This is a genomic window from Streptomyces sp. NPDC059452 (assembly GCF_042750035.1).
Classification (GTDB): Bacteria; Actinomycetota; Actinomycetes; order Streptomycetales; family Streptomycetaceae; genus Streptomyces.
In genome coordinates this window covers 208,955-229,083 of sequence record NZ_JBHYVE010000003.1, presented here as the reverse complement: position 1 = coordinate 229,083, position 20,129 = coordinate 208,955, and the positions used below count along the sequence as shown (strand labels likewise).

19 protein-coding genes and 2 pseudogenes are annotated in these 20,129 nt (G+C 72.5%); 9 read left to right on the top strand and 12 right to left on the bottom strand.

Features of this window, described 5'->3' with window-relative positions; genetic code table 11:
- Positions 1-81 precede the first annotated feature (81 nt).
- From ACFW9Z_RS06410 to pdhA, 3 genes are read right to left on the bottom strand one after another with little or no spacing between them, the layout of a single operon-like run.
- Positions 82-1,536 (bottom strand): dihydrolipoamide acetyltransferase family protein, encoded by a 1,455-nt coding sequence (locus ACFW9Z_RS06410; protein WP_384635767.1) that lies wholly within the window; start codon positions 1,534-1,536, stop codon positions 82-84.
- Positions 1,536-2,567 carry an alpha-ketoacid dehydrogenase subunit beta gene (locus ACFW9Z_RS06405; protein ID WP_384635200.1) on the bottom strand — a complete coding sequence of 344 codons (1,032 nt, stop codon included), beginning with the start codon at positions 2,565-2,567 and terminating at the stop codon, positions 1,536-1,538. The genes ACFW9Z_RS06410 and ACFW9Z_RS06405 overlap by 1 nt, the downstream gene beginning before the upstream one ends.
- Complete coding sequence (pdhA, locus tag ACFW9Z_RS06400; RefSeq protein WP_384635198.1) at positions 2,564-3,721, bottom strand: pyruvate dehydrogenase (acetyl-transferring) E1 component subunit alpha; 1,158 nt, start codon at positions 3,719-3,721, stop codon at positions 2,564-2,566. The genes ACFW9Z_RS06405 and pdhA overlap by 4 nt, the downstream gene beginning before the upstream one ends.
- A 251-nt stretch (positions 3,722-3,972) precedes the next feature.
- On the opposite strand from pdhA, the gene ACFW9Z_RS06395 reads away from it, so the two are divergent.
- Positions 3,973-4,587 (top strand): Lrp/AsnC family transcriptional regulator, encoded by a 615-nt coding sequence (locus tag ACFW9Z_RS06395; protein ID WP_384635195.1) that lies wholly within the window; start codon positions 3,973-3,975, stop codon positions 4,585-4,587.
- A 15-nt stretch (positions 4,588-4,602) separates the two neighbouring features.
- On the opposite strand, the gene ACFW9Z_RS06390 is transcribed toward ACFW9Z_RS06395, so the two are convergent.
- A complete protein-coding gene (locus tag ACFW9Z_RS06390) occupies positions 4,603-5,199 on the bottom strand; it encodes a TetR/AcrR family transcriptional regulator (RefSeq protein WP_384635193.1) in 597 nt (198 codons plus the stop codon).
- A 156-nt stretch (positions 5,200-5,355) separates the two neighbouring features.
- Between ACFW9Z_RS06390 and paaN the strand changes: the two genes are divergently transcribed.
- Entirely contained in the window at positions 5,356-7,056 is a 1,701-nt protein-coding gene (paaN, locus tag ACFW9Z_RS06385) for a phenylacetic acid degradation protein PaaN (protein WP_384635190.1), read from the top strand.
- Here paaN and ACFW9Z_RS06380 read toward each other — a convergent pair whose 3' ends face one another.
- From ACFW9Z_RS06380 to ACFW9Z_RS06370, 3 genes are read right to left on the bottom strand one after another with little or no spacing between them, the layout of a single operon-like run.
- Complete coding sequence (locus tag ACFW9Z_RS06380; protein WP_384635187.1) at positions 7,057-7,746, bottom strand: TrmH family RNA methyltransferase; 690 nt, start codon at positions 7,744-7,746, stop codon at positions 7,057-7,059.
- Positions 7,743-9,095, bottom strand: a complete 1,353-nt coding sequence (locus ACFW9Z_RS06375) for an HTTM domain-containing protein (RefSeq protein WP_384635184.1) — start codon at positions 9,093-9,095, stop codon at positions 7,743-7,745. Before ACFW9Z_RS06375 ends, ACFW9Z_RS06380 begins: the two co-directional genes overlap by 4 nt.
- Positions 9,092-9,964 carry a DUF5819 family protein gene (locus ACFW9Z_RS06370; protein WP_384635181.1) on the bottom strand — a complete coding sequence of 291 codons (873 nt, stop codon included), beginning with the start codon at positions 9,962-9,964 and terminating at the stop codon, positions 9,092-9,094. Before ACFW9Z_RS06370 ends, ACFW9Z_RS06375 begins: the two co-directional genes overlap by 4 nt.
- A 76-nt stretch (positions 9,965-10,040) precedes the next feature.
- Between ACFW9Z_RS06370 and paaA the strand changes: the two genes are divergently transcribed.
- From paaA to ACFW9Z_RS06340, 6 genes are all read left to right on the top strand, one after another.
- Positions 10,041-11,102, top strand: coding sequence for a 1,2-phenylacetyl-CoA epoxidase subunit PaaA (gene paaA, locus ACFW9Z_RS06365; protein ID WP_384635178.1), 1,062 nt, complete (start codon positions 10,041-10,043; stop codon positions 11,100-11,102).
- The gene (paaB, locus tag ACFW9Z_RS06360; RefSeq protein ID WP_010060350.1) at positions 11,099-11,389 is read left to right on the top strand and encodes a 1,2-phenylacetyl-CoA epoxidase subunit PaaB; all 291 of its coding nucleotides are present in this window, start codon (positions 11,099-11,101) and stop codon (positions 11,387-11,389) included. The genes paaA and paaB overlap by 4 nt, the downstream gene beginning before the upstream one ends.
- On the top strand, positions 11,386-12,099 hold the full coding sequence (gene paaC / locus ACFW9Z_RS06355; RefSeq protein ID WP_384635174.1) for a 1,2-phenylacetyl-CoA epoxidase subunit PaaC: 714 nt from the start codon (positions 11,386-11,388) through the stop codon (positions 12,097-12,099). Before paaB ends, paaC begins: the two co-directional genes overlap by 4 nt.
- On the top strand, positions 12,093-12,590 hold the full coding sequence (paaD, locus tag ACFW9Z_RS06350; RefSeq protein ID WP_019762360.1) for a 1,2-phenylacetyl-CoA epoxidase subunit PaaD: 498 nt from the start codon (positions 12,093-12,095) through the stop codon (positions 12,588-12,590). The genes paaC and paaD overlap by 7 nt, the downstream gene beginning before the upstream one ends.
- Positions 12,591-13,649 (top strand): 2Fe-2S iron-sulfur cluster-binding protein, encoded by a 1,059-nt coding sequence (locus ACFW9Z_RS06345; protein WP_384635169.1) that lies wholly within the window; start codon positions 12,591-12,593, stop codon positions 13,647-13,649.
- A gap of 146 nt (positions 13,650-13,795) precedes the next feature.
- Positions 13,796-15,043: an acyl-CoA dehydrogenase family protein gene (locus ACFW9Z_RS06340; protein WP_384635166.1), complete on the top strand. Its 1,248-nt coding sequence runs from the start codon at positions 13,796-13,798 to the stop codon at positions 15,041-15,043.
- Between the two features lie 25 nt (positions 15,044-15,068).
- On the opposite strand, the gene ACFW9Z_RS06335 is transcribed toward ACFW9Z_RS06340, so the two are convergent.
- The 4 genes and pseudogenes from ACFW9Z_RS06335 to ACFW9Z_RS06320 form a co-directional block, all read right to left on the bottom strand.
- A complete protein-coding gene (locus ACFW9Z_RS06335; RefSeq protein WP_384635163.1) occupies positions 15,069-15,413 on the bottom strand; it encodes a rhodanese-like domain-containing protein in 345 nt (114 codons plus the stop codon).
- A gap of 46 nt (positions 15,414-15,459) precedes the next feature.
- A complete protein-coding gene (locus ACFW9Z_RS06330; RefSeq protein ID WP_384635160.1) occupies positions 15,460-16,371 on the bottom strand; it encodes a J domain-containing protein in 912 nt (303 codons plus the stop codon).
- Positions 16,372-16,548: 177 nt separating this feature from the next.
- A complete protein-coding gene (locus ACFW9Z_RS06325; RefSeq protein WP_384635157.1) occupies positions 16,549-18,042 on the bottom strand; it encodes a DUF2252 domain-containing protein in 1,494 nt (497 codons plus the stop codon).
- Between the two features lie 167 nt (positions 18,043-18,209).
- Positions 18,210-18,455 (bottom strand): annotated as a pseudogene (locus ACFW9Z_RS06320) (winged helix-turn-helix transcriptional regulator); the annotation flags it as partial.
- A gap of 26 nt (positions 18,456-18,481) precedes the next feature.
- Between ACFW9Z_RS06320 and ACFW9Z_RS06315 the strand changes: the two are divergent.
- A pseudogene (locus ACFW9Z_RS06315) lies at positions 18,482-18,840 on the top strand (hypothetical protein); the annotation flags it as partial.
- An 82-nt stretch (positions 18,841-18,922) separates the two neighbouring features.
- On the opposite strand, the gene ACFW9Z_RS06310 reads toward ACFW9Z_RS06315, so the two are convergent.
- A complete protein-coding gene (locus tag ACFW9Z_RS06310) occupies positions 18,923-19,768 on the bottom strand; it encodes a ScbR family autoregulator-binding transcription factor (RefSeq protein ID WP_384635154.1) in 846 nt (281 codons plus the stop codon).
- Positions 19,769-20,129 lie beyond the last annotated feature (361 nt).

The window sequence follows — 20,129 nt, the reverse complement described above, 5'->3', positions numbered from 1 at the left end:
GGTGGGCCGGAGGGCCGGGCCCGGAGGGGGCGTCCGCGCGGTGACGGGCTCTACGGGGCGTACCGCATCGCCGCCGACTGCCTACAGGGTGCGCAGCAGTACCGCAGGCTGCTCCACGCAGTCGGCCACGTACCGGAGGAACCCCCCGGCCGTTCCGCCGTCGCACACCCGGTGGTCGAAGGTGAGCGAGAGCTGGACCACCTGACGTACGGCCAGCTCACCGTTGTGCACCCAGGGCTTGGGCATGATCCGGCCGACGCCGAGCATGGCCGCTTCGGGGTGGTTGATGATCGGCGTCGAACCGTCGACCCCGAACACCCCGTAGTTGTTCAGCGTGAACGTGCCTCCGGTGAGCTGGGCCGGGCTGAGCTTCCCGGTCCGCGCCAGCTCGGTCAGCCGGGCGATCTCCGCCCCGATCGACTCGGCGTTGCGGGTGTGCGCGTCCCGGACGACCGGGACGACGAGGCCCCGTTCCGTCTGCGCCGCGAACCCGAGGTGCACGCCGGGCAGCCGCACGATCTCCCGCGCGGCCGTGTCCACGGTGGAGTTGAGCTCCGGATACCGGGCCAGCGCCGCCGTGCAGATCCTCGCCAGCAGGGCCAGGACCGACACCTTGGGCCCGCCGGAGGGGCCCGATGCCGCGTTCATCGCGGCGCGGGCGGCCATCAGCTCGGTGGCGTCCGCGTCGACCCAGCAGGTGGCGTCCGGGATCTCGGTCCGGCTGCGCGACAGCTTGTCGGCGACCGCCCCGCGCACCCCGCGCAGCGGAATCCGCTCGGCGGCCGGAGCCACCGCGCCCGCGAGAGCCGTGGACGCCTGAACCGCGACGGGCTCGGCGACCGTACGGGCCTCGGCCTCCATGGCCTCCCCCGCCCGCCGGATCGCGGAATCGACGTCGGCCCGCAGGATCAGCCCGTCGGGCCCCGAGCCCGTCAGCTCCCGCAGATCGATCTCGTGCTCCCGGGCCAGCCGGCGTACGAGCGGGGAGACCACGGCCACGGGCCCCTGCCGGCCATTCACCCCACCGACCGCGACCGGCGCACGACCGGACACGGGCACGGACGCAGGGGCTACGGCGGGCGCGGATGCGGGCGCAGGGGCAGAGGCGGAGGCAGCCACAGGAACGGCAGGTGCGGAAGCCGCGTTGGCACCGACCCGCTCCGGCCGGATGCGCCGACGCCGGGCGGCCGGCGCGCCGGTCCCGTACCCCACGAGCACGTTCCCGGAACCGGCGGAAGGCTCATCGGCGGCGGGCCCGCCATTCGCCGGGGAAGAAGCGGGGGCCTCCGTCGCCCCCACCGCGACCGTCAGCAGCGGCGCCCCGACCGGGAGTTCCGTCCCCTCCTCGCCGAAGCGTGCGGTCACCACACCCCCGTAGGGGCAGGGGACCTCCACCATCGCCTTGGCCGTCTCGACCTCCACCACGGGCTGGTCGATGGCGACCACATCGCCGACCTCCACCAGCCAGCGCACGATCTCCGCCTCGGTCAGGCCCTCACCGAGGTCCGGCAGCTTGAATTCGAGCACCTGGGCCATCAGCTGTTCGCCTCCCACTGCAACCGCGCCACCGCGTCGAGCACCCGGTCGACCCCCGGCAGATGGTGCCGCTCCAGCATGGGCGGCGGATACGGGATGTCGAACCCGGCCACCCGCAGCACCGGAGCCTCCAGGTGGTGGAAGCACCGCTCGGTGATCCGGGCCGCGATCTCGCCGCCGGGGCCCCCGAAACCGGGGGACTCGTGGACGACGACCGCACGGCCGGTGCGCCGCACCGAGGCCGCGACCGTCTCGTCGTCGAACGGCACCAGCGAGCGCAGGTCCACGACTTCGAGGTCCCAGCCCTCCGCGACGGCCGCCTCGGCGGCCTCCATACAGACCGGCAGGGAGGGGCCGTACGTGATCAGCGTGGCGCTGCGCCCGGTCCGGCGGACCACGGACTTGCCGATCGGCTCGACCGTGGCCGGGGCCTCGGGCGACCAGTCGGCCTTGGACCAGTAGAGCCGCTTGGGCTCCAGGAAGACCACCGGGTCGTCCGAGGCGATGGCGGCCCGCAGCAGGCCGTACGCGTCGTCGACCGTGGCGGGTGTGACGACGTGCAGGCCGGGCGTGGCCATGTAGTAGGCCTCGGAGGAGTCGCTGTGGTGCTCGACCCCGCCGATCCCACCGCCGTACGGAACGCGCACGGTGATGGGGAGCGGCATGGCTCCCCCGGTGCGGTTGCGCATCTTGGCGACATGGCTCATCAGCTGCTCGAACGCCGGGTAGGCGAACGCGTCGAACTGCATCTCCACCACGGGCCGCAGCCCGTACATCGCCATGCCGACGGCCGCCCCGAGAATGCCTGCCTCGGCCAGCGGGGTGTCGGTGCACCGGTCGTCGCCGAACTCCTTGGCCAGCCCGTCGGTGATCCGGAAGACCCCGCCCAGGGTGCCGACGTCCTCACCGAGCACGTGCACGGTCGGGTCCTCGGCCATCGAGTCGCGCAGCGCGCGCCCGAGGGCCTGCGCCATGGTGGCCGGTTTCGCCTTCGCCGTACGTCCGCCGGCTTTCGTCACCGCCGTGGTCATCGGCCTGCCTCCGCGCTGTGCTCGTGGTCCTGCTCCGCGTCCAGCTCGGCGCGCAGGGCGGCGGCCTGCTCCCGGAGCTGGCTGGTCTGCTCGGCGTAGACATGGGTGAAGAGGTCCATCGGCGCCAGCTCCGGATCGGCGTTCATGCGGTCGCGCAGGGCGGCGGCCATGCGTTCGGCGGCCTCCTTCGCCCGCTCGATGCCCTCGTCGTCGAGCAGCCCGCGTCCGGTCAGCTCGCGCTCCAGAAGCTGGACCGGGTCGTGCGCCCGCCAGGCCTCGACCTCGCTGTCGACCCGGTAGCGGGTGGCGTCGTCGGCGTTGGTGTGGGCTTCCATGCGGTAGGTGACGGCCTCGATCAGCGTCGGCCCTCCGCCCCGCCGGGCCCGCGCCACGGCCTCGCTCAGCACCTGGTGCACGGCGGCCGCGTCGTTCCCGTCGACCAGGCGGCCGGGCATCCCGTACCCCACGGCCTTGTGCGCGAGGGAGGGGGCGGCCGTCTGCTTGGCCAGCGGTACGGAGATGGCGAAGCCGTTGTTCTGCACGAGGAAGACCACCGGGGCCTTCCAGACGGCCGCGAAGTTCAGCGCCTCGTGGAAGTCGCCCTCGCTGGTGCCGCCGTCGCCGACCATGGCGAGCGCCACCACGTCGTCGCCCTTGAGCCGGGCCGCGTGCGCCAGGCCCACCGCGTGCGGCAGCTGGGTGGCGAGCGGGGTGCAGAGCGGGGCGATGCGGTGCTCACGCGGGTCGTAGCCGGTGTGCCGGTCGCCGCGCAGCAGGGTCAGCGCCTCGACCGGGTCGAGGCCGCGCGCCACGGCCGCCAGCGTGTCCCGGTAGCTGGGGAAGAGCCAGTCCCGCTCCTCCAGCACCAGGGCGGCGGCGATCTCGCACGCCTCCTGGCCGGTGCTCGACGGGTAGACCGCCAGCCGGCCCTGCTTGGTGAGCGCGGTGGCCTGCGTGTTGTACCGGCGGCCGCGCACCAGCTCGGCGTGGAGCCGGAGCAGCAGCTCGGGGTCCACATCGGCGACCGCGTCCGTACCGAGCACCCGGTAGGGCTCCGGGTCCGGGAGCAGCGGGGCGGGGTCGGTGATCGGCTTCCAGGCCGGGGGCGGCGTGGGCCGGTAGGCGGCCGCGCCGGGCAGCTCTTGGACCGTCATGGAAAGCACCTCCGGGCATCGATGGAGATCAGGGTGGCGATCGTGAGATCGAGGGTGTCGATATGGGTGGTGATGGCAAGAGATGTCGCGAGGGTGTCGCGGAGCGGGCGAGGCACCTGTGTGGTGTGCCTCACCTACCGATTGTTCGGTCGCGAGCGCATTTTGGCTACAGGCGCCTTCAGCCTGTGGACAAACGGTTCTCCACAGCCTGGGATAGAGGCAGGTCGTCCACAACAGGGAGGCGCGGGCAGATGGCAGCTGAACAAATGGCCGACAGGAGCGAGGACCCCGACCGGCCCGCACCCGCCGCCACTCCCTCCGCCGCCCCCTCGGCGCCCGCCGCCACGCCCGCGGCGTCGCCACCGCCACCGGGCCCGGCCTCCCCCGCGCCCCCGCCCGCGCGCCCCCTGGACTCCATCGACCGCGACATCCTGCGCATCCTCCAGACGGACGGCCGCGCCTCGATACGGTCGGTGGCCGAGCGGGTCCATGTCTCGCGGGCCAACGCCTACGCCCGGATCAACCGGCTCGTGGAGGACGGCGTGATTCGTGGCTTCGGCGCGCGGGTCGACCACGAGCGGGCCGGGCAGGGCGCGTCGGCGTACATCACGCTCAAGATCGTGCAGAACTCGTGGCGCACCGTGCGCGAACAGCTCCAGGCGCTCCCCGGCGCCACGCACATCGCGCTGGTCAGCGGCGACTTCGATGTCCTGCTGCTGGTGCACACACCGGACAACCGGGCGCTGCGCGAGCTGGTCCTCACCCGGATCCAGTCGATCCCCGAGGTGCTGTCGACGCGCACGCTGCTGGTGTTCGAGGAGACGGACCTCGGCCCGCGCCCGGACCGCCCGGCGGAGCTGGCCTGACCACGCCGAACAGATTCAGTGACCGGTCGCCCGCATCCCCTCGAAGGCGAGCTGGACGACCGTGTCGGCGAGCTGCTCCTCGCCCGGGAAGCCGCCCGGCTGCGGCCGGTACCACTCGACCAGCGAGTTGACCATGCCGAAGAGCAGCCGGGTGGCCAGCCGTATGTCCACATCGGCCCGGAGATCGCCCTCGGCCACGGCGGCCTTCAGCAGATCCGCCACCCTCTGGTCGAACTCGCGCCGCCGCTCCAGCGCCCACCGCTCGGTCTTCGTGTTGCCGCGCACCCGCAGCAGCAGCGTGACGTACGGGACCTCCGCCATCAGCACCTCGACGGTCCGGCGCGTGACGTACTCGACCCGCTCGATCGCGCGCCCGCGCACCGCCCCCGGCTCGTCGAGGATGGCGAAGAGCCCGTCGAGCGCCCGGCTCACGGCCCGGCGCAGCAGCTCCTCCTTGCCCGCCACATGGTGGTAGATGGAGGACTTCGAAATGCCCGCCGCCCTGGAGAGATGCTCCATGGAGGTGCCGTCGTAGCCGCGCTCGTTGAAGACACGAACAGCGACGGTGAGCAGAGTCTCCGGGGTGTACGTGTCCCGCTTGGCCGTGGTCATGTCCGCGATCCTCCCCCATGAGGGACCGTCCCCGTGCAGGCGGGGACCACCGAAGTTATCCACAGGTTCGCCGGGCCCCCTTGTCCCGACCGATCGTTCGGTTACTCTAACTCCGTCCGTACGTCCCCGCCCGGCTCGATGAGGAGTTGGTCCGCCATGGCCGCCGCGCTCACCCCCCAGCAGCTGTCCGAGACCCACCGGCCCACGCTCGACCGGGCCCTCGACGCGATCAGTACCCGCGCGTACTGGTCGCCGCACCCCGAGCACCCGAAGGCGTACGGCGAAGGAGGCGCCGAGGGCAGTCTCGGGGCGGCCGAGGGCAAGGCCGCGTTCGACGCGGTGCTCAACACCCGGCTCGACCTCGGACAGCCGGGCACCGACGGCTGGACGGGCGGCGAGGTCTCGCCGTACGGGCCGGAGCTCGGCGTCGAGTATCCGCACGCCGACATCGACGTCCTGCTCCCGGCGATGAAGGCCGGCACGGCCGCCTGGCGGGCGGCGGGTCCCGAGACCCGGGCCCTGGTCTGTCTGGAGATCCTGTCGCGGATCAGCGCCCGCACCCACGAGCTGGCCCACGCCGTGATGCACACGAGCGGCCAGGCCTTCATGATGGCGTTCCAGGCGGGCGGCCCGCACGCGCAGGACCGTGGCGTGGAAGCCGTCGCGTACGCCTATCAGGAGCAGACCCGCACGCCGCAGACCGCCGACTGGTCCAAGCCGCAGGGCAAGCGCGATCCGCTGAAGCTGACCAAGTCGTTCACCACGTCCGGGCGCGGGATCGCGCTGCTCATCGGCTGCAACACCTTCCCCACGTGGAACGGCTACCCGGGCCTGTTCGCCTCGCTCGCCACCGGGAACCCGGTGCTGGTGAAGCCGCACCCCCGGGCCGTGCTGCCGCTCGCGCTCACCGTCCGGATCGCCCGTGAGGTGCTCACCGAGGCGGGCTTCGACCCCAATCTGGTCGCGCTCGCCGCCGAGCGGCCCGGCGAGGGCATCGCCAAGACCCTCGCGGTCCGCCCCGAGATCCGGATCATCGACTACACCGGCTCCACCGCCTTCGGCGACTGGCTGGAGGCCAACGCCCGGCAGGCACAGGTCTACACGGAGAAGGCCGGGGTCAACACGATCGTCGTCGACTCCACCGACGACTACCGGGGCCTACTCGCCAACGTAGCGTTCTCGCTCTCGCTCTACAGCGGCCAGATGTGCACCACCCCGCAGAACCTGCTGATCCCCCGGGACGGCATCACCACGGACGACGGCGCCAAGTCGTACGACGAGGTGGTCACCGACATCGGCGCGGCCGTCACCGGCCTCCTCGGCGACGACGCCCGCGCCTCCGCCCTGCTCGGCGCCCTGGTCAACCCGGACGTCAAGGCCCGGGTGGAGGCGGCCGGTGAGCTGGGCGAGGTGGCTCTCCCCTCCCGTACGGTCGCCAACCCCGACTTCCCCGACGCCGTCGTCCGTACGCCGGTCGTCGTCAAGCTCGACGGCACGAAGACCGACGAGGACGCGCCCTACCTCTCGGAGTGCTTCGGGCCGGTCTCCTTCGCCGTCGCGGTCGAGTCGACGTCCGCCGCCCTGGAGCTGCTGCGCCGCACGATCCGTGAGAAGGGCGCCATGACGGTCGGCGCCTACACCACCTCCCCCGAGGTGGAGCGGGCGATCGAGGACGTCTGCCTGGACGAGTCGGCCCAGCTCTCGCTGAATCTGACCGGCGGGGTCTACGTCAACCAGACAGCCGCGTTCTCCGATTTCCACGGCTCGGGCGGCAACCCGGCGGCCAACGCGGCCCTGTGCGACGCCGCCTTCGTCGCCAACCGCTTCCGCGTGGTCGAGGTCCGCCGCCAGGCGTAGCTAGAAGGCGTCCCGGGGGTCGGGGACATCGGCGTAGCGCTGCACCCACGCGTGCATCGCGATCGCCGCCGCGGCCCCCGCGTTGATGGACCGGGTCGAGCCGAACTGGGCGATGGAGCACACCATCGAGGCGTGTTCACGCGCTTCCTCGGTGAGGCCCGGCCCCTCCTGCCCGAACAGCAGCACACAGCGGCGTGGCAGCTCGGTCCGCTCCAGCGGTACGGCGCCGGGGAGGTTGTCGATCCCGATGATCGGCAGCCCCTCGGCCGCCGCCCAGGCGGTCAGGTCCGCCGTGTCGGGGTGGTGGCGCACATGCTGGTAGCGGTCGGTGACCATGGCGCCACGCCGGTTCCAGCGCCGTCGGCCCACGATGTGGATCTCCTTGGCCAGGAAGGCGTTGGCGGTCCGCACGACCGAGCCGATGTTGAAGTCGTGGCCCCAGTTCTCCACAGCCACGTGGAAGTCGTGCCGCCGCAGGTCGAGATCGGCGACGATCGCCTCCCGCGTCCAGTAGCGGTAGGCGTCGCCGACGTTGCGCCGGTCGCCGTGGGCCAGCAGCTCGGGGTCGTAACGCTTGCCCTCGGGCCAGGGCAGCGGGTGCGGCCCGACGCCGATCTCCTGGCCGTAGCCGTCGTCGTACTGAAGGGGCTCGGCGGGGGACTCTGGGGTACTGCCGGTCTCGCTGCTCACCCGACGAGCGTATGGCCCCCGCCACCACCGTGCGGCGGGGCCTCCCCCGTACCGCCGCGTTCCTCAGGCGCCGGGCGCGCGCCGGGGACGTCCGGCGCCTTCTCCTCGCGCCGGAACCGGGACGGCAGCGGCAGCCACGCGAGCAGTCTCCGCCGCCCCAGCGCGGCCCGGCCGCCCAGCCAGACCAGGAAGACCGTCGGCAGGAACACCGCGTCCGCCGCGATCATCGCCATCGAGAAGAACGGCAGCCCCAGCAGCAGGGCGATACCCGCGTGCTCGCCGATCATGATGACCAGCAGGACGTTCTTGATCCGCCGGTTGAACAGGGTGAACGGGAACGCGACCTGGACGATGACCGTCGCGTACGTCAGCACCATCACCATCAGCCCGCTGGAGGCGAGCACGTCCGACAGGGCGGGCCACGGGGTGAAGTAGTCGAGCTTGAGCGGGTAGTAGAGGGCGGTGCCGTCCTGCCAGCGCGAGCCCTGGATCTTGTACCAGCCGGCGGTCGCGTAGATCAGGCAGACCTCGACCATGATCACGACGAGCGTGGCGTTGTGGACGAGGTTGGCCAGCACATCGAGCAGGGCGCGCGGCTGCCCGTACGGCGCGTAGCGGTTCGCGGCCCACCAGGCGGCGGCGGAGAGCCACAGGAGCCACAGCAGGACCGGGAACCACCAGGTCCCGCCGAGCCCGTCCATGACCGTGGCGACGATCAGGACGGGGCCGAGCAGCGCCCAGAGCACCGGTCCCACGACATCCCGTACGGGCGGCAGCCCGGCCGCCGCCCGCTCGGCCTGCCGCGCCGCGCGCCGGGCGTCCAGCGACCAGACCTGGGCGCAGCGCGTCAGCACGAGGTAGATCGCCATCAGATGGATGACGTTGTCGCCGCCGTCGCCCATGAAGACGCTGCGGTTCTGTACGGAGAGCACGCCGACCATGAAGAGGACCGACATGGTCCGGGTGCGCCACCCCAGGAGCAGGGCGGCGGCGGACAGCAGGGTGAGCGCGTACACCGCCTCGAACCAGAGCGCGCTGTCCGACCAGAGGAGGACGGAGAAGGCGTCGTTGCCCGCCGTGAGCTGCCGGGCCAGGTCCCAGTGCCACGGGCTGTCGGGGCCGTACAGCTCATGGCGGTGCGGCAGCTCGCGGAGCAGGAAGAACAGGTAGGTGGCGGAGAAGCCGATCCGGATGACGGCGCTCTGGTACGGGCCGAGGGCCGACGCGGTGATGCGCTGGAGGGCGCGGGCCAGGGAGACCCCGGCCTCGGCGATCCGGTCGGGGCCGCCGCGGCCCGGGCCGGGGGCGGACCGGTCGGCCGGAGGTGCGGTGGGCGGGGTGGTGGTCACTTGGTCCCCTCCTCGCCGCGCGCCGCGTCACGCGGGGCGGGCAGATCGTCGGGGGTCACGTCCCACCAGGGGAGTACGCGGTGGTCGGTCCGGGGCTTGGCCTTCTCGGTGGACCACGAGGGCGGCGGGATGAGGGTGGTGGCCGACCTCATCTGGATGCGCTCGACCGTGCCGCCCAGATCGCGCTCGCTCAGCCGCAGCATCGCGATGCGCCGGACGTAGCGCTCGGAGAGCTCGCCGCGCAGACCGTTGGGACGGTTGTCGCTGTCGTGCGAGTTCACGTAGAAGTCCCAGCCCCGGCGGAGCTCGTTCTGGTTCACATGGCTGGGGACGAAACTGCCGCGGATCGCCTCGCCGTCCTCGTGGGAGAGGCTCATCCAGCCGGTGGTGGTGCGGCGTCCGTCGGGCCCCGCCACCTCGGCCCGGACGTGTACGTGGATGTTCTGCTGGAGCGGATTGGGGGCGAAGAGCTTCCAGTTCTGCTCGAACTCCGGGTAGATCCAGTCGTCGATCGTCTTCCCGTGCTGCTTGGTCAGCGTGTTCGACGGGGCCACGTGCAGGAAGACCATCGCCACCTGTGCGCAGGCCAGCAGCCCGATGAGGGAGAGGGCCAGGGCAGCGACGACCTGGTAGCCGAAGGAGAGCCCGGCTATGCCCGGGCCCGCGGACTGCTGCCCGCTGCCGGGGTGCGGCTCACCGGAATGCGCGCCGCCGGGGTGCGGCTCACCGGAGTGCCCGTCGCCGGGGTGCGCGCCGCCGGAGTGCCCGTCGCCGGAGTACCCGGTGCCGGAAGCCTCGCCGGCGGAGCTCCCGCCGTGGTCCGAATCCATCCCGCCCCGTTCACCGTCGATCGCACCTCGGTTATCCACAGGGTTGACACCCTACGGGCCGTCGACCGACCATTGAAGTCAGTGAACCGAACGATCGGTCGGTAGGGAGCCCGGGATGGCGGCAGTGACTGCGGACCAGAAGACGCAGAGCACCTCAGGCACGGCGAATGGGGCAGGTACGGCGGCAGGCGTGGCCGGGGACCCGGCGGACGCGGCACTCCTCGCGGCCTTCGACGCGGCCGTGGCGGCCGACGACCGCATCGAGCCGCGCGACTGGATGCCCGAGGCGTATCGCGCCACGCTGGTCCGCCAGATGGCCCAGCACGCCCACTCGGAGATCATCGGCATGCAGCCCGAGGCCAACTGGATCACCCGCGCGCCCTCGCTGCGCCGCAAGGCGATCCTGATGGCCAAGGTGCAGGACGAGGCCGGACACGGCCTGTATCTCTACAGCGCGGCCGAGACGCTGGGCACCAGCCGCGAGGAGCTGCTCGACAAGCTCCACGCCGGCCGCCAGCGCTATTCGTCGATCTTCAACTACCCCACCCTGACCTGGGCCGATGTCGGCGCGATCGGCTGGCTGGTGGACGGCGCGGCGATCACCAACCAGGTGCCGCTCTGCCGCTGCTCCTACGGCCCCTACGCCCGCGCGATGGTCCGCATCTGCAAGGAGGAGTCCTTCCACCAGCGCCAGGGGTACGAGCTGCTGCTCGCCCTGAGCCGCGGCACCGAGGCCCAGCACGCGATGGCCCAGGACGCGGTGGACCGCTGGTGGTGGCCGTCCCTGATGATGTTCGGCCCGCCCGACGACGCGTCCTCCCACTCCGAGCAGTCGATGGCCTGGAAGATCAAGCGGCACTCCAACGACGAGCTGCGGCAGCGCTTCGTGGACATCTGCGTGCCCCAGGCCGAGGCACTGGGCCTCACCCTGCCGGACCCCGACATCCGGTGGAACGAGGAGCGCGGGCAGCACGACTTCGGCGCGATCGACTGGACGGAGTTCCAGCAGGTCCTCAAGGGCAACGGCCCGTGCAACGAACAGCGGATCAGCCAGCGGCGCAGGGCCCACGAAGAGGGCGCCTGGGTCCGGGACGCGGCCGCCGCGTACGCCGCCAAGCACACGACCCCGTCCAGCCGGACAGCACAGACCGCACCGCACGTGGAGGAGACGGCATGAGCAGCTCGACCGACTGGCCGCTGTGGGAGGTGTTCGTGCGCTCACGGCGCGGGCTGTCCCACACCCACGCGGGCAGCCTCCACGCCCCCGACGCCGAGATGGCCCTGCGCAACGCGCGCGACCTCTACACCCGCCGCTCGGAGGGCGTCTCGATCTGGGTGGTCCCGTCCACCGCGATCACCGCCTCCTCCCCCGACGAGAAGGACTCCTTCTTCGAGCCGGCCGGCGACAAGCCCTATCGCCACCCGACCTTCTACGAGATCCCGGACGGGGTGAAGCACCTGTGAGCGCCGCCCTCGCCCTCGGCGACGACGCGCTGGTGCTCTCGCACCGGCTGGGGGAGTGGGCGGGCCATGCCCCCGTCCTGGAGGAGGAGGTGGCGCTCGCCAACATCGCCCTGGACCTGCTGGGCCAGGCCCGGGTGCTGCTCTCGCTCGTCGGTGACGAGGACGAGCTGGCCTACCTCCGCGAGGAGCGGGCCTTCCGCAACCTCCAGCTGGTCGAGCAGCCGAACGGGGACTTCGCCCACACCATCGCCCGGCAGCTCTACTTCTCCGTCTACCAGCACCTGCTGTACGAGCGGCTGGCGGCCGGGGGCGGCGCGTTCGCGGACCTCGCGGCGAAGGCCGTCAAGGAGGTCGCCTACCACCGGGACCACGCCGAACAGTGGGTCCTGCGGCTCGGCGACGGCACCGCCGAGAGCCACGAGCGGATGCAGGCGGGCCTGGACGCGCTCTGGCGCTTCACCGGAGAGATGTTCCAGCCGGTGGAAGGGCTCGACGCCTCTTCCGGCGTCGACCGGGAGGAGCTGGAGACCGCCTGGCTCTCCGCCGTCACCGGCACCGTGGAGCGGGCCACGCTGACGCTCCCGGCCGGGCCGCGCACGGGAGGGTGGGCGGCGGGCGCGGGCCGGCAGGGCCTGCACACCGAGCCGTTCGGGCGGATGCTCGCCGAGATGCAGCACCTGCACCGCAGCCACCCGGGGGCGTCATGGTGACCGACACCCCGCTGGAGGCGGAGCTGCGCTCCCTCGCCGGTTCCGTCCCCGACCCCGAGCTCCCGGTGCTGACCCTGGCCGAGCTGGGCGTCCTGCGGGGCGTGGACGTGGAGGGCCCGGGCCGGGTGACCGTGCGGCTCACCCCGACGTACACGGGCTGCCCCGCGATCGAGGCCATGTCCGCCGACATCGAGCGGGTGCTGCATGAGAACGGCGTGCCCGAGGTCTCCGTGGTCACGGTGCTCGCACCGGCCTGGTCGACCGACGACATCAGCGCCGAGGGCCGCCGCAAGCTGGCCGAGTTCGGCATAGCGCCCCCGCGCGCCCACAGCGCCGACGGCGGCCCGGTGCCCCTGACGCTCTCGGTGCGCTGCCCGCACTGCGGCTCCACGGAGACGGAGCTGCTCAGCCGGTTCTCCTCCACGGCGTGCAAGGCCCTGCGCCGCTGCGTCGCCTGCCGCGAACCGTTCGACCACTTCAAGGAGTTGTAGATGTTCCATCCGCTCCGGGTCAGCGCGATCGAACGGATCACGGACGATGCGGTGGCCGTCACCTTCGCCGTGCCCGCCGAGCTGCGCGAGACCTTCCGCCACCAGCCGGGCCAGCATCTGAACGTGCGCTTCACCGTGGACGGCAAGGAGATCCGCCGTTCGTACTCGATCTGCGCCCCGGCCACCGAACAGCCCGCCGAGCCGGTGGTGCGGGTCGGCATCCGCGGGGTCGAGGGCGGGGCGTTCTCCACCTACGCCCTGAAGGAACTGGCCGTCGGGGACCAGGTGGAGGCCATGCCTCCGATGGGCCGCTTCGTGCTGGAGCCGCGTCCGGGGCTGTTCGCGGCGGTGGTCGGCGGCAGCGGGATCACCCCGGTGCTGTCGATGGCGGCGACGCTCCTGGCCCGGGAGGAGAAGGCGCGGTTCTGCCTGATCCGCAGCGACCGCACGGCGGCCTCCACGATGTTCCTGGACGAGGTGGCCGACCTCAAGGACCGCTATCCGGACCGCTTCCAGCTGATCACCGCGCTCTCGCGGGAGGAGCAGTCGGCCGGGCTCCCCTCCGGCCGCCTGGACACCGAGCGGCTCACCGCCCTGCTGCCCGCGCTGCTTCCGGTGGCGGAGGTGGACGGCTGGTTCCTCTGCGGGCCGCTCGGTCTCGTACGGGGGACGGAGAAGGCGCTGCGCACGCTCGGCGTCGACCGGTCCCGGGTCCACCAGGAGATCTTCCACGTCGACGACGGCCCCTCCGACGTCACGGTGGTCAAGGTCGCCGCACCCTCCGACGCCACGCTGACGGCCACCCTCCACGGCCGCTCGGGCAGTTGGCCCGTCCAGGACACGGAGTCGCTGCTGGAGACGGTGCTGCGGAGCCGCTCGGACGCTCCGTACGCCTGCAAGGGCGGGGTGTGCGGGACCTGCCGTGCCTTCCTCGTCTCGGGCGAGGTCCGGATGGAGCGGAACTTCGCGCTGGAGCCGGAGGAGACGGACGCGGGCTTCGTGCTGGCCTGCCAGTCGCACCCGCTCACCCCGGAGGTGGAGCTGGACTTCGACCGCTGACGCGGTCCACTTCCCGGAGAACCTGCGCCTCCCGTAGGACCTGTTCCCTTCTCCTAGAACCTGTTCTATCTTGACGGCCCGTCAAGGACTGGTTCAGGGACTGGTTCAGCGACGGGTTCAGGGACTGCCAACGGGAGGCCGGGACAGTGGACTTCACCTTCACCGAGGAACAGCGGGCAGCCGTCGAGGCGGCCCGGGCCGTCTTCTCCGGCGTCACGCCCGACCGTGTGCCCAGCCCCGCCCTGACCCCGGGCGCCGTGGCCGAGGACATCGACCGCGGGCTCTGGGGCGAGCTGGCGGCCTCGGACCTGCTCGGCCTCACGCTCTCCGAGGAGTACGGGGGCGCGGGGCTCGACCCGGTCGCGCTCTGCCTGGTCCTGCGCGAGTCGGCCAAGGTCCTGGCCAGGGTCCCGCTGCTGGAGAGCTGCGCGGTCGCTATGACAGTCGAGCGGTACGGGGAGCGCGGCCTCGCGGCGGAGCTGCTGCCCCGGGCCGTCCGGGGCGAGCTGATCCTGACCGCCGGAGCCAACGGGCGCACCGGCCACGACCCGGCCGAACTCGCCGTCACCGTACGGCCGGAGGGCACGAAGAGCGGCCCCGTACGGCCGGAGTCCGAAGGGACCAGCCCCGTACGGCCGGAGGGCGCGGAGACCGGCCCCGTACGGCCGGAAGGCGGGCTCAAGGAGGGCGCCGGGCCTTCGGGCTGGGTGGTCGACGGGGTTCAGTCCGCCGTGCCCTGGGCCCAGGTGGCTGATCTGATCGCCGTGCCCGCCCGCACCGGGGACGGCCGGTCCGTGCTGGCCCTCGTGGACCCCGCCCGTGCGGGCGTCACCCTGGCGGACCAGGTCTCCACCAGCGGCGAGCGCCTGGCGGAGGTCCGGCTCGACGGCGTACGCATCGAGGCCCGCGAGCTGATCGACGCGGCCGGGGCCTGGGACCGGCTCCGGGCCCTGCTCACCACGGGCACCTGCGCACTGGCCCTCGGGCTGGGGGAGCGGGTGCTCGCGATGACCGCCGAATACACCGGCAAGCGCGAACAGTTCGGGTTCCCCGTCGCCACGTTCCAGGCGGTGGCGGTGCAGGCCGCCGACCGGTACATCGACCTGCGGGCCATGGAGGTGACGCTCTGGCAGGCCGCCTGGCGGATCTCCACCGACGCCGGGGGTCCACTGCCCGCCACGGGCGATATCGCCGTGGCGAAGATCTGGGCCTCCGACGGGGTCCGCCGCATCGTGCAGACCGCCCAGCACCTGCACGGCGGCTTCGGCGCGGACACCGACTACCCGCTGCACCGCTTCCATGCCTGGGCGAAGCAGATCGAACTCTCCCTCGGCCCGGCGGCGGCCCACGAGGAGGCGCTGGGCGACCTGCTGGCCACCCACCCCCTGGCGTGACGCCACCGAAAGGCCGGGGCGGAGGTCAGAGGACGAAGGCCGAGGCCCCGTTCTCCGTCACCATCGGGCGCCCGGCCCCGTCCCAGGCGAGCATTCCGCCGTCGATGTTCACGGCGTCGATCCCCTGCTGCACCAGGTACTGGGTGACCTGGGCGGACCGGCCGCCGACCCGGCACATCACATGGACGCGCCGGCCGTCCTCGGCGGCCTCGGTCAGCTCACCGAACCGGCCCACGAAGTCGCTCATCGGAATGTGCAGCGCGCCCTCGACATGACCGGCCGCCCACTCGTCGTTCTCGCGCACGTCCAGGACCAGGCCGTCCGACGGCACCTCCGCGACGTCCACCGAGGGCAGCGGGGCGAAATTCATGGGTCATGCCTTCTCTCGTACGTACGCGGCCACGTCACCGGGAACGCTACTGCACCATCCCCGCGAGCTCGGCCTCCCGCCGGGACACCTCGCCCAGCAACTGGTCCCCGATGTCCTCCAGCAGCTGGTCCGGGTCGTCCGGGGCCATCCGGAGCATCGAGCCGATCGCGCTCTCCTCCAGCTCCTTGGCGAGCACCGTGAGCAGCTCCTTGCGCCTGCTGAGCCACTCCAGACGGGCGTAGAGCTCCTCGCTCTCGCTCAGCGCGACCGGCGGCTGGACCGGGCCCGCCGCCCACTCCGCTGCCAGCTCCTTGAGCAGCTCGACGTCACCGCGCCCGTAGGCGGCGTTCACCCGGGTGATGAACTCGTCCCGGCGCTCCCGCTCCGGCTCGTCCTGGGCGAGGTCCGGGTGGGCCTTGCGGGCCAGCTCGCGGTAGAGCTTGCGGGCCTCCTCGCTGGGCCTGACCCGCTTCGGCGGCCGCACCGGCTGCTCGGTGAGCATGGCGGAGGCCTCGGGGGAGAGCCCGTCGGAGTCCATCCAGTCGTGGAAGAGCTCATCGACGCCGGGCATCGGCATGACGATGTCCCGCGCCTCCTTGGCCTTGCGCACGTCCTCGGGGTCACCGGTCCTGGCCGCCCGGGCCTCGGCGATCTGCGCGTCCAGCTCGTCGAGGCGCGCGTACATCGGGCCGAGCTTCTGGTGGTGCAGCCGGGAGAAGTTCTCGACCTCCACCCGGAAGGTCTCCACCGCGATCTCGAACTCGATCAGCGCCTGCTCGGCGACCTGCACGGCCCTGGCCAGCCGCGCCTCGGGACGCGGCGGGGCGTCCTGCGGGTCACCGTCCGGCCCGGCCTCCCCGGCCGGGGCGCCCTGCGCCGGTGGCGCGGCGTCCTGCTGCTCGGCGGGCCGGTCATCATCGTTCCGGGTGGGAGGCACCCCGGCGGCTTCGTGGGTCACCCGTCCAGCGTATGGCCACGGCCACCCGCCCCGTACCGCACGGCCCCGGCCCGGCCCGGAGGGAGCAGCCGCCCCTCCCTGGCCCGGGCCGGGGGAACCGGGGGAAGCAGCCGTCCTCCCCGGCCCGATCGGGAGAAGTAACCGCCCGCCCCGAACCCCTCGCCCCTCACATCCCGCTCATATACCGCGCTCGGCGGGCACCCGTCCCGCCTTGATCGCCCGCTCCAGCTCCGCGTGGTCGGCCTCCGTGCGGTCGGCGTAGGCCACCGCGAAGTCGGCCACGGCGTGGTCGAGCTCGTCGCTCTTGCCGCAGTACCCCGCGAGCAGGCGGGGATCGGCGCTGTGGGAGTGGGCGCGGGCCAGCAGGGCACCGGTCATCCGGCCGTAGTCGTCGACCTGTTCGACGGTGAGCGCGGCGGGGTCCACGCTGCCCTTGCGGTTCCTGAACTGCCTTACCTGGTACGGCCGTCCGTCCACGTCCGTCCAGCCGAGCAGGATGTCGCTGACGACCTGCATCCGCTTCTGGCCGAGCACCACCCGGCGGCCCTCGTGGCCGGCCGGGGGCGCGTCGAAGCCGACGGCCGGCAGATGGGGCGCCAGCGCCGACGGCCGCGCCTCCTTCACCTGGAGGACCAGCGGCTCCCCGCGGTGGTCGAGCAGCAGCACCACGTACGACCGGGTCCCGACGCTGCCGGTGCCGACCACCCGGAACGCCACGTCGTGGATCGCGTACCGGGCCAGCAACGGCAGCCGGTCCTCGGCGACCGTCGCGAGATAGCCGCCGAGCCCGGCCGCCACCGCCGCGGCCTCCGCGTCCGGCACCCGGCGCAGCACGGGCAGGGCGTCGACGAAGCGCCGGCCGCCGTCGAGGCAGTCCTCCGTGGACCGGGCGGCGAACCGGGCGCTGGTGTTCCTGCGGGCCTTCTCCGAGACCTTCTCCAGGGTGCCGACCAGATCGCGCGCGTCCGTGTGCGAGACGAGCTCCTCGTCCGCGATGGCGTTCCAGGCATCGAGTGCGGGCAGCCGCGCCAGCAGCCGCATGGTGCGCCGGTAGGCGCCTACGGTGTCGTATGCGCCCTTGCGGCAGGTGTCCTCGTCGGCCCCGGCGACCCGGCCCGCCAGCACGAGCGAGGTGGCGAGCCGCTTGAGGTCCCACTCCCAGGGGCCGAAGACGGTCTCGTCGAAGTCGTTGAGGTCGATCACCAGGCTGCCCCGGGCATCGCCGTAGAGGCCGAAGTTGGCCGCGTGGGCGTCGCCGCAGAGCTGAGCGCCCACCCCGGTGACCGGGGTGCCCGTCAGGTCGTGGGCCATCAGCCCGGCCGAACCGCGCAGGAAGGCGAAGGGCGAGGCGGCCATCCGCCCCACCCGGATCGGCGCCAGACCCGGCACGCGGCCCCGGTTGGACTCCTCGACGGACCGCACCGCGTCCGGGCGGCCCGGCGGCAGGACCAGCGAACCGTGCGAGGCACGCGGCACCCGCTCGCGCAGCGCCTTGCCCGCCGCCTTCGGCGAACCCGCCCCGCCCCGCCGGGCGAACCCGGGGACGACCGGGATACGGGCATCCGCCTCCGCGTCCCGCAGCCCCGGCGCCTCGCCGAGGCCCGTGCTCCCGCCGACCCCCGTGTCCGCACCCGCACCCGTGTCCGTACCCATGCCTTCGACAACGCCCATGGAGCGTCCCTCCCCCACCCTCGTCAGCTCTCCGGCCGATCCGGTCGTCCGTCCCGGTCAGCGGTGCTGTCTGTCTGCAACCGAGCACGACCGTACCGCCGTTCGCCCGCGGCCGCCCGCCCCTGTGGACAACTCCGGCAGCGGCCCCCGGCGACCGCCGGAGGCGCTCAGCAGCCGGTCCCCTGTTCCGGCACCGCGAGGTACGTGTCCGCCCACCGGCCGAGCTCCTTGAGCGCCGGCTCCATCGCCGCTCCGGCCTCGGTGAGGCGGTACGCGACACGCAACGGCGGCCCCTCGTCGACCTCGTGGATCACCAGACCGGCCGCCCCCAGCTCGGTCATCCGGTCCGAGAGCATCCGCTCGCTGATCCCGGGGATCGCGCGGCGCAACTCCGCGAAGTGCACCGGTCTCCGCGTCCCGCGACGTCACCGCCGCGTTCGTCCAGGCCTGGCTGGACCAGGTGATCGTCGTCGGGCACAACGCGGTACCCGACTCCCCCGTGCCCGGGACCCCGGTGACCGTCGTCGCCGGCCGCGGCGGCTCGTACGCCCCGGGCACCCCCGGGAGAGCTTCGAGTTTGTCCAGAATTACCTGGAGAAGCTGCTCACGAGCATGTTCTCCGCCGAGGTGGACTTCATCGTTCCGGAGCTGCCCCTCGCCCGGAGCTGGCCCTCGCCTCCCGCCTCGCCGCCTGACAGCACACAGACCCTGGCAGCACACAGAAGAAGGCAACGCGGAACAACACGGAACAACACGGAACAGGGCCGTGGAACTCGATCGAGTTCCACGGCCCTGTGATGTCAGTGACCAGCTCGGCGATGTCAGCAACCGGACGTTTCACGTGAAACCAAACCACGTGAAACGCACACACAGCCCCCGATCAGGCCCGCCCTCCGGCCGCCACCCGCTCCCCAGTCCCAGCCCCGGCCTCGACCCCGGCAGGTTCATCGGCACCCTCGCCGTCGGGCCGGCTCCGCGTACCGCGTCCGGCTCCACCGCCGCGCGGGCCGCCCCCGCCGTTCCGGGGCCCGGCCGCGGACGAGCCACGGGCCGCCTCCGCCGCCGCGGCGATCTCCCGGGCCTCCCGCTCCGCCTGCTCCGCCTTCTCGCGCGCCTGGGCCGCGAGATCCACCCGGCCCTCCGGCTTGATGTGGGCGATGACACCGGGGTGGGCGATCGACGGAAGGAGGTGGCGCCACATCTCGGCCACCTGCTCCCGCAGGTCGGCACGCCCGGTGTCGGCCTCGGATATCAGCTGGATACCGGTGAACGAGGCGACGATGACCTTGGCGGACACCATCGGGTCGATCTGGGGGAGCACCTCGCCCCGCTCCTTGCCCAGCTCCAGCATCCGGGCCGTGGCGTCGATCCAGTCGCCCCACGGGTGCGGCCCGCCGAGGAAGACGCCCTCGATGGAGAGGCGGGTCCCGGCGCGCGCCATCGCGTTGTGGCGCAGGGCATAGGCAAACTGCTGGCCGCCGTCCACCAGCGACTGGAGCGGCGATCCCTCCTGCGCGAACTCGACCGTGGACGTCTGCTCATCCATGATCGCCTGGGCGATGGCCTCCTTGGACGCGAAGTGGAAGTACAGCGCCCCCTTGGTCACCTTGGCGCGGCGGAGGATCTCCGAGATGGCGGCACGCTCGTAGCCGTAGTCGTCGAAGACGCTCGCCGCGGCATCCACGATCGACCGCCACGTCTGCACCGCGCGAGCCTGCTTCGCCATTTCCTGCCTCCGGGACGTTCTGTGCGCTCAGCCCTTCACTGCCGAGCAGCCGTCGATCCAGCCTCTGCGGCCAGCGTATGCATGGATGCCGGCCCACCGACCATCGGTCTGTCCGGAAACCGCTCCGGCAACCGCCCCGGAGAGGTCCCCCGCCGCCCGCTTCGGCCTCAGCCGGGCCACTCCGCCCGCGCTGCCTGTTTACCCCGCACGTCCTCCGGCGACACAGGGACAGCCGCAGAACGGGACGGGCACGGAACGGGACGGGCACGGTGCGGAACAGCCGGAAGGCACAGCAAACGAAGAACCCCCGCTCCGGATCTCTCCGAAGCGGGGGTTCTGTCGAACCAACCCGACAGTCACG